Genomic DNA, 8,324 nt, shown 5'->3' on the forward strand with positions numbered 1-8,324 from the left:
CTTTTGATCGTACTGATCCTGCTGCTGGTCGGCGCCTTTCCGACCTGGCCGCACAGCCGCAGCTGGGGCTATATACCCTCGGGCGGCATCGGCCTGGTGTTGCTGATCCTCATCGTGCTCTGGCTGATGGGCCGGTTGTAGGCGCGCGCCATGCCTTGCACGCTTCAGGTAGCGTCCCTGAAGGGCGCGTGCGTCGCTGACGGTTGCACCGTGATGCAGTTGTTGACGCCGGCAAGTCCCGGCAGATGGCGCACGCAATTGACCGCGTCCTGCCGCTGGTAGTGCCAGCGCACTTCACCCGACAAGGTCAGCCAGCCGGCTTCAACGCGGGCCCGGACCCCGCCCGGGGGCAGGGAGGGGTTCCACGTCAATGCCGCCTGCGCCATGTAGGCGAGATCGGCATCGCTGGGTGCGGGCATCGCGGGCGGACGGCGCTGTGGCTCTGCTTTCATGGGGGCCTGTGCAGCAAGGGCAGGAGGAGCTTGGACGCGTGCGCTACGACGGGTCTGTGCGGCGGCGCACACAGCGCGGCATGCCACGGGTGCGCTGCCGCACAGTCAAGCGCGCACGGCCGCCCTAAGGTCTCGGCAGTCCTGGCCAGAAATCCTTCGTCGCCTGGACCTCAATGCCGGAGCACCCCATGAAGCAGTCGATGAAGGCCAAGAACAAGCCCGCGGAACCCGCCGGCCACCCGCCCGTGCTGGATATCAAGCCCGAGCTGCCCAAGCCGTCGGCCCACATGCCCGAGCGCCACAAGCACGCCGGCCGCAAGGGCCAGAAGGGGGCGCGATGAACGCCACCCTCCAAGCCGATCCTTCGGCTCGCGTTCGCATGCGCACCGACGGCCCGCCCGTCCCCATCTACCGCAACGAAGACCCACCAGCTTGCCGCGAGGAAAGCTTCCTGAGCATGGCCAGACGCCGTTCGCCCTGGGTGTTCCTGGTCGGCCTGGGCGCGGTGCTGATGGGTGGCCTGTTCGGGCAGGCATTCGTCGCCTTGGCCTAGGGCTCCGACAAGGAAGCCACAAGGACCCGCCCCCATCAAGCGCTGAAGCGGTAGCGCAGCTTGCCCAGGCGTCCGCGCCAATAGGTCTGGCGCCCGCTGAGCAGCAGCCAGGCCACCTCGCCGGCCAGAGGTACGCGCATGCCGTCGCGGGTCGTCCACTCCTTCCAGCGCCCTTCCCAGGGGGCCATTTCAGTCATCCGGCCCACCTTGCGCCCGCGCGCCTCGGCGCGCACCGTGTCCACCAGGCCGGCATCGCCGAACTTGAAGCGCAGCGTCACCGAGACAGCGCCGTCGGCCAGCGTGGCATCGGCTTGGCGCGCGTCCACCGCCGCCCAGCTCACGCCCTGGCTGGGTAGCAGGGCCGTGGGGTACCAGGGCGCCTCGGCCAGGAAACGCATCAGCTCCCCGCGCGCCAGCTCGCCCCCGCCCTGCTGGCGAGCCATGTCGAGCACGCCAAGCAGAGCTGCATGCAGCAGGCCCGCGCCGGCCAGATAGCTGTCCTGCACGCGCACGCTCAGGCCGGAGAACAGCCCGACACGGGCATTCCAAAGAAAGCCCGGCCCGCGCGTGGCGACCTGCTGCTCGGCCGTGAAGGGCTGCCAACGGTCGCCGGCAGCCGACAGGTTGAGGAAGCCGCTCTGCGTCAACCTCACGCCGCGCACCAGTGGCTGGCCGGCGGTCAGCGCGATGCGCAGATAGCGCTGCACCGGTGCCGGCAAATGGATGAGTTCCGCGGGGTCGAAATGGGTGACGCCCGCCGGGCCCGGCTCGGCATTGAGCTTGGCGATCAGCGCGCTGGACCGTGAGCGCCAGCGGCGCTGGCGACGCGCTCCCAGCAGCAGCGTGATCGCGAGGGCCAGGGCGGCGAGAAGGACAAAAGCGGCGAGCAGCCAGTCCATGCGGTGTTTGCCGGTTTGTCGGGTGACGGGGCGCAAGGCTCGCCGAGCCTGGGCCAACGGTCTGTGCGCTGCCGAACACTGGAGCGCTCGCGCGTCAGTGCTTCAGCGCCGGCTGGGTCCGCCACCGTACAGACGGGTTGCCCGACACGGCACAGACTTTCCTCACGGGCCTCGCCCCGACACCGGAGAACGCCATGCATACCCCCCAAACACACTCCCTGCGCCGCAACGCCCTTGGCCTGCTGCTGGCCCTTTCGGCCAGCACGCCCGCGCTGGCGCAGATCACCTTTTATGAGCAGGCCAACTTCCAGGGCCGCTCCATGACCAGCAACGGCAGCGTCAGCAATTTCAGGAGCAACAACTTCAACGACAGGGCCTCGTCGGTGGTGGTGCGCAGCCAGCGCTGGGAGGTCTGCGTGGACCAGCGCTATTCGGGCCGTTGCCGCGTGCTGCGACCCGGCCAGTACCCGTCGCTCGAAGCCATGGGGCTGGACGAGCAGATCTCGTCGGTGCGCGCCGTGCAGCGCAATGCCCGCGATGACGAGTTGAGCTATGCGCCCTACCCGAGCGTGCCGGCCGACTACCGCCGCCGCGACCGCGAGCGCCTGTACCAGGCGACCGTGAGCGATGTGCGGGCGATCTACGGCGAGTCCGGCCAGCGGCGCTGCTGGACGGAGCGTGAGCAGGTCGGCGACGGCCGCCGCAGCGACAACAGCGTGCCCGGCACCGTCATCGGCGCGGTCATTGGCGGCATCCTCGGCCATCAGGTCGGCGGCGGCACGGGGCGCGTGCTGGCCACGGCCGGCGGTGCAGTGGCCGGTGGCGTGGTGGGCAACAACATCGGCCGCAACAACAGTGGCGAATCGGTGGTGACCCGCGACGTGCAGCGCTGCGATGACCGGCCGGTTGCGCAGAACCCCGCCTACTGGGACGTGACCTACAACTTCCGCGGCCAGCAGCACCACATGCAGGTTGCCACGCCGCCCGGCGCCACCGTGACGGTCAATGCCAACGGCGAACCGCGCGCCTGAACCACGGGCGGGTGCTCCAGCGCACAGACCCCGGCAATCCTGAGGGGCAGCATTTGCATGCATCCCTCCACCAGAAAGCTCTCATGATTGCCGCCGTCGTCACCAACAACCCGAGCAAGGCCGCCCTGCAAGACAACCTGCTGGCCACGGTCCACAGGACCGGCCACTTCAAGCACCTGATGGCGGCCGTCAAGGCCGCCGGCCTGGCCGACGTGCTTGACGGCTCGGGGCCTTACACCTTCTTCGCTCCCAACGACAAGGCCTTCGACAAGCTCGCCAGGAACGAGCTGGTCGACCTGCTCAAGCCCGAGAGCAAGGCCAGGCTGACGGCCATCCTGCTGCTGCACGTGGTGGCGGGCCATGTGAAGGCCGCTGCGGCGGGCGGCCAGCCCGCCACGCTGAAGTCGCTGCAAGGCGAAGACCTGGCCATCGACATGACCCCGGCCGGCCTGCGCGTGAACAAGGCCCGCGTCGTCGAGCGCGACATCGAAGCCACCAATGGCGTCATCCATGTGATCGACACCGTGCTGATGCCGGCCGCAAGCTGACCCGTCCCGGCTTTGCCGCAGTGCCGCCGGTGCAGTTGCGGGATGCGTGGCCTCATGAGGGAACTCCGCGGCGTCATGGGATGACGTGGCTTGCAGAAAACGCGGCCACCGGCGCATGTTCGTCAGCGTGCGGAGCGCCGTTTCCAGGGGGGAATTTCATGCCAGCGCGGTAGCTCGCCCGGTCCTGCGCATAGCAGCCGCAGGCCGCCRCCTCCAGGCCGGCGCGGTCGCTGACCGTGACCCAGCCCCGGTGGTAGCGGATCAGGCCGGCCTCCTGCAGCGCGCCCGCCGCCACCGTGACGCCGACGCGCCGCACGCCCAGCAGGTGGGCCATGCCTTCCTGCGTGACCGCGAAACCTTCGCCCCGCGCCCGGTCCTGCCCCATCAGCAGCCAGCGTGCCAGCCGCGCCTGCAGGGCATGGAAGTGCAGGCAGGCCGCGGCCGTCGCTGAAAGCCTCAGCTGCACCAGCAGATAGCGCATCAGCAGCCGGCGCAGCCCCGGGCTGTCGGGCAACTGGCTGCGCAGCGCCGCGGCGGTCAGGCTCCAGGCCTGGCCGTCCTCCTGCACCATCACACTCACCGGGCTGGCGGCCACGCCCAGCAGCAACTGCACGCCCACCACGCCCTCGCAGCCCACCATGCCCACCTGCAGCGGCGGGTGAGCGTCCATGGGCGTGACCAGCGAAAGGAAACCCTGCAGCGGGAACAGCAGCACGCGGGCAGGCTGGTCCTGGGTGCCGAGCTTCTGCCCGCTGCGCAAGGGCACCTGAATGCTCTGCGCCAGCAGGCGCCGCAACTCGGCGGCGGGCAGGTGATCGAGCAACTGGTTGGCAGTCATGCACCAGTCTGCACATCACTTGTTGATTGCCGCTGTGCGCCAGCACACGCTGCGGGTCAGGGCAAGGGAATTGCCGGCCAGTTCAGCAGCCGGTCGTACTCCTGCTTGACGACGCCATAGCATTCGCAGCTGCGCTGTTCCAGCCCCGCGCGGTCCAGCACGGTGATGTGGCCCCGCGCGTAGTCGATCAGGCCGAGCTTTTGCAGGTTCAGCGCCGCCTCGGTGACGCCTTCACGGCGCACGCCCAGCATGTTGGCGATCAGCTCCTGCGTCATCACCAGCTGCTCGCCGGCGATGCGGTCCAGGCTGAGCAGCAGCCAGCGGCACAGCTGCTGCTCCAGCAGATGATGGCGGTTGCAGACCGCCGTCTGCGCCATCTGCGTCAGCAGCGCCTGCGTGTAGCGCAGCAGCAGGTGCATGCCCACGCCGTAGCGGTTGAACTCCACCTTGATGGCCGCCGCGCGCAGCCGGAAGGCGCCGCCGGCGCTTTGCACCACTGCACGGCTCGGGGTGGTCTCGCCGCCCATGAAGAGCGATACGCCGACCACGCCTTCGTAGCCCACCACGGCGATTTCGGCCGAGGCGCCGTCCTCCAGCACATAGAGCAGCGACACGATGGCCGTGGTGGGGAAATACACGTGGCTCTGTGGCCGGCCGGACTCGTAGATGACCTGACCCAGTTTCAGTGGCACGAACTCCAGCTGGTCGGCCCAGCGGTCCCATTCCTCGCCCGGCAGGGCGGCCAGCAGGCGGTTGCTGCGAGGGGCCAGGGCGTCAAGCGGTGCAGACATCAATCCTCCCGCGCTGGCGCGACTTAGAAGCAACAACTCTATCCAGCGCCTGGCCTGCCGTGTGTACGGCATCGCACATAAACATTTTTGGCATGCGGGGGCGTCGCCCTTATTGCGTCAGCGTCAGCGCCAGCGGTAGCCGAGGGCCGGTGAAGGTGCTCACCAGGGTGCTGGCAAGCAACGGAGGTTCCACGCCGTTGGGCGTGGCTGGACGACGTACATGGGCTGACTCCCGCAAAGACGTCGATCCTGACGGTGCCTGTTGGGCAGGACCGTGCGCCAGCGCACAGAGGCGCCGCCGGCCGCCGTGCTACGGCTGGGCAAACCAGGCACGGTTCCCAGGCTCGTTCGCGGGGCCGACGGCGCCGCCATGCTGCAAGGGCATGGCCGCCGGCGTCTGTGCGGTGTCGCACATGGCCGGCAGGCCGGCCGCCAGCGCGGCCAGCAGGCGCATCTGTTCGGCCTGCAGCGCCAGCAGTTCGCTCCATTGCTGCTGGCGCAACTGATCCAGCTTGTCGTGCAGCAGCATGATTTCGAGTTCGGCCTTGAGGTTGACCTCGTAGTCGTGCCCTGCCGTGACGCGGTCCTTCTCGGACTGGCGGTTCTGCGACATCAGGATGATGGGCGCCTGCACCGCCGCCAGCATGGACAGGAAAAGGTTGAGCAGGATGAAGGGATAGGGATCGAAGGTCTGGCCCCGCCCGGCCAGCAGCGCGACGTTCATGCCCACCCACACCAGCATCACGGCCGCGAACAGGCTGACGAACAGCCAGGAGCCGCCAAACGCGGTGACCGCATCGGCGGCGCGCTGGCCCCGGGTCGGCGGCGTGGTTGCCGCGGCTTCCGGGTGCTGCGTGATGGGTTGGCGCAGGCCGATATGCCGAGCCACGCGCTGCGCGCGCACGTCGAGTTCCGCAAACGGCCGGCCCAGCAGGGCGGTGGCCTGCGCGTCGTGGGCATCGTCTGGCGGGAGCGACATGGGGGACGAGGAAGCGGGGTTGACGGCGAGTCTGGCCGCGGCCTGGCCGGCGCACCGTCTGCTGGCGCACACAAGACGGCGCCTGGCCGGGCCGTTGGTGGCCGAATCCCAGGGGGCTCTAGGCGCTTACGGCGCTTTCGCCGCACTCGGTGGGCTGATCGACCATTGCTGGCGGTACTCGGCCCGGTAGGGCAGCAGGTCATCGACCTCCAATTGCCCGAGTTGCCGCAGCAACTCCGTCGTGATGGCGATCGGGCGGGCGACGCGGCCGCTGGGGGGCTGCCTGGCGAAGGCGCGCTTGAGCTCATCGGCCAGTTGCCAGCCCTGCTGGCCAGTGGGCTCGGCGATGGTCGCGAGCTGCTGTGAGCGGCCCGAGCGGATGCGGCTCAGTGCCGTGCGTGAGCCGTCGCCGGCCGCGATGCCGACGACGTCGCGGCGGCCCAGGGCCAGCAGCGGAAAGTGCATGGAGTCCATGTAGACGTCGTTGATCGCCAGCACATGGGTCCAGCGCGTGCCGAACTGCCGATGCAGCCGTTCCAGCGCGGCCGGCATGTCCTTGGAGGCGTTCGAAATCGGCAGGTCTTCCACGGCGAGCAGTTCGCATGAGGCGCAGCGCGACAAGGCCTCGCGCATGCGCAGGGTCTTGACGTTGGCGATGTCGAAGCGGCTGTCGTTGAAGATGACAACGCCCGCCCGGGCACCACCGGGCTGGACGACCAAGGCCGCGGCCATGTCGGCCACGACCGCAGGGTCGGTGCTGACGTTGGCGAACAGATGAGGCGTCGACCCATGGCGCGGGGCCGCGTGCCAGCCCACCAGCACGGGAAGAGGCCGCGAAGTCGGAGCCAGGCGGTCGGCGATATCGGCTTCGTCAAAGCCGCCCAGCACGATGCCGTCTGGGCCGGCGCGCAAGGCTTCGTCGAACTGACGCCTGATCGTCGCCTTGTCGCCCTTGCCGTTGACGACGCTCAAGGTCCAGCCGAGCTCCTGGCAGGCCTGCTCGAAGCCACGGTAGACGGCGGTGATGCCGCCGTTGCGGAAGTCCTGGGCCAGGAAGACGACCCGCCTCGGGGCCTCGGATGGTGGTTCGGCGTGCACTGCCGATGCCATGGCCGCCCAGGCAGCGAGCAGGATCAGCACCGGGCGGCGCAGCCACAGCGGCGGCAGGCGGGGCGCCGAGCGCGATTCGGGAGAAGGGGCGGCCATGGGCGCGAGCCTAACTTGCCATGGCTCGATATGCGCGCTTGAGCATCGGACCTCGGGTAAATCACGTCGCCCGACGGCGAGCCCGAGCTTGCCCGATTATCAATTCGCGACCAGCGGCGTGAACAGCGGCGAGGCCATGCGCACCGGGATGACGTCCAGGCGGGCCTTCAGCACCGTGTAGTCCTCGCCGCCGAGGGCGCCGCTGAACCAGCCGACGAGCCCAGGCCCCTTGTAGAGGCGGAACTCGAAGCCGAGCTCGGGGGAGAGGTCGCCGGGGCGGGGTTTCGCGCGGTAGGCGAGGCCGCGCACCTCGGGCGCGCGGCCGTCCAGCAACTGGGCCATGGCCGTGACGATGGTGTTGTCGGCCAGGATGTCGAGAAAGTAGTTGTCGTTCTGCAGATAGGGCTTGTAGTCGCTCGCGGCCGGGTCGATTTTGGGCTCGCGCAGCTTATGCGCGGCGGGTGTCGTGACGCCGGTCTTGAGGTCGTGGCGGTCGCCGCGGTCAAGGTAGCTGACCAGCGCGCCGCGCAGGTTGAAGGCGGGCAGCCTGGCGTCGGCCGTGGCCTCGGACAGGTCCACCAGCAGTGCACCGCGCGCGCCGACGATCTCGACCTCGCTGCCCTTGACGACGGCCGCCGTGTTTTCCTCCACGCCCAGGCCCAGCGTATAGCCGAGCGCTCGCATGGCCGGCAGCATGCGGCCGATGCGGCCGCGCTTGAGGAAGTGCTGGTCGACGAACAGGTCCGGTCCGATGAAGCCCAGGCCGCGGTCGAACTCCCGCCTGTCGCGCCACTGGCCCTTGAGGACCTGCATGTTGTCCGGTGCGTCGCGGAACATCATGCGGCTCATGATGGCCGCGCCGGCGCTCGTGCCGGCCACGACACCGCCGCCGTCGAAGACTTGGCGGATGGCCAGCAGCATGGCCGTCGGCTCCCCGCCGGGCTGCAGTGTGTCGACGATGTGCTCCTGCGCGCCGCCGGAGAAGAACACGGATTTCGAGGCTGCGACCTTGGCGATCAGTGACGGG

At 69.2% G+C, this 8,324-nt stretch carries 11 protein-coding genes and 1 pseudogene; 5 read left to right on the plus strand and 7 right to left on the minus strand.

Going from position 1 to position 8,324, the window contains the following annotated elements:
- Positions 1-141: DUF3309 family protein (locus tag AC1DU6_RS13140; RefSeq protein ID WP_477857645.1), on the plus strand; the 141-nt coding region annotated here is incomplete at its 5' end.
- 23 nt (positions 142-164) lie between these two features.
- Here the strand turns inward: AC1DU6_RS13140 and AC1DU6_RS13145 are convergent.
- Entirely contained in the window at positions 165-452 is a 288-nt protein-coding gene (locus tag AC1DU6_RS13145; RefSeq protein WP_457324152.1) for a BON domain-containing protein, read from the minus strand.
- A gap of 188 nt (positions 453-640) precedes the next feature.
- Between AC1DU6_RS13145 and AC1DU6_RS13150 the strand changes: the two genes are divergently transcribed.
- Together AC1DU6_RS13150 and AC1DU6_RS13155 are read left to right on the plus strand one after the other, a co-directional pair.
- On the plus strand, positions 641-793 hold the full coding sequence (locus tag AC1DU6_RS13150; RefSeq protein WP_457324151.1) for a hypothetical protein: 153 nt from the start codon (positions 641-643) through the stop codon (positions 791-793).
- A complete protein-coding gene (locus AC1DU6_RS13155; protein ID WP_457324150.1) occupies positions 790-1,005 on the plus strand; it encodes a hypothetical protein in 216 nt (71 codons plus the stop codon). The genes AC1DU6_RS13150 and AC1DU6_RS13155 overlap by 4 nt, the downstream gene beginning before the upstream one ends.
- 35 nt (positions 1,006-1,040) lie before the next feature.
- Here AC1DU6_RS13155 and AC1DU6_RS13160 read toward each other — a convergent pair whose 3' ends face one another.
- Positions 1,041-1,904, minus strand: a complete 864-nt coding sequence (locus AC1DU6_RS13160; protein WP_477857638.1) for a DUF6920 family protein — start codon at positions 1,902-1,904, stop codon at positions 1,041-1,043.
- Positions 1,905-2,098: 194 nt separating this feature from the next.
- On the opposite strand from AC1DU6_RS13160, the gene AC1DU6_RS13165 reads away from it, so the two are divergent.
- Positions 2,099-2,935 (plus strand): beta/gamma crystallin-related protein, encoded by an 837-nt coding sequence (locus tag AC1DU6_RS13165; protein ID WP_056202593.1) that lies wholly within the window; start codon positions 2,099-2,101, stop codon positions 2,933-2,935.
- Between the two features lie 83 nt (positions 2,936-3,018).
- Complete coding sequence (locus AC1DU6_RS13170) at positions 3,019-3,483, plus strand: fasciclin domain-containing protein (RefSeq protein WP_056202596.1); 465 nt, start codon at positions 3,019-3,021, stop codon at positions 3,481-3,483.
- 73 nt (positions 3,484-3,556) lie between these two features.
- On the opposite strand, the gene AC1DU6_RS13175 is transcribed toward AC1DU6_RS13170, so the two are convergent.
- The 5 genes and pseudogenes from AC1DU6_RS13175 to AC1DU6_RS13195 all read right to left on the minus strand — a co-directional run.
- Positions 3,557-4,321, minus strand: a complete 765-nt coding sequence (locus tag AC1DU6_RS13175; RefSeq protein ID WP_477857640.1) for a Crp/Fnr family transcriptional regulator — start codon at positions 4,319-4,321, stop codon at positions 3,557-3,559.
- Positions 4,322-4,377: 56 nt separating this feature from the next.
- Positions 4,378-5,112: a Crp/Fnr family transcriptional regulator gene (locus tag AC1DU6_RS13180; protein ID WP_056202599.1), complete on the minus strand. Its 735-nt coding sequence runs from the start codon at positions 5,110-5,112 to the stop codon at positions 4,378-4,380.
- A gap of 433 nt (positions 5,113-5,545) precedes the next feature.
- Positions 5,546-6,091: pseudogene (locus AC1DU6_RS13185) on the minus strand (DUF1003 domain-containing protein); the annotation flags it as partial.
- 126 nt (positions 6,092-6,217) lie between these two features.
- Entirely contained in the window at positions 6,218-7,297 is a 1,080-nt protein-coding gene (locus tag AC1DU6_RS13190; RefSeq protein WP_457323148.1) for a substrate-binding domain-containing protein, read from the minus strand.
- A gap of 99 nt (positions 7,298-7,396) precedes the next feature.
- Positions 7,397-8,324, minus strand: a 928-nt coding sequence (locus AC1DU6_RS13195; protein WP_477857643.1) for a cyanophycinase, incomplete at its 5' end; no start/stop codon positions are given.

Source organism: Roseateles sp. P5_B10 (assembly GCF_056400485.1).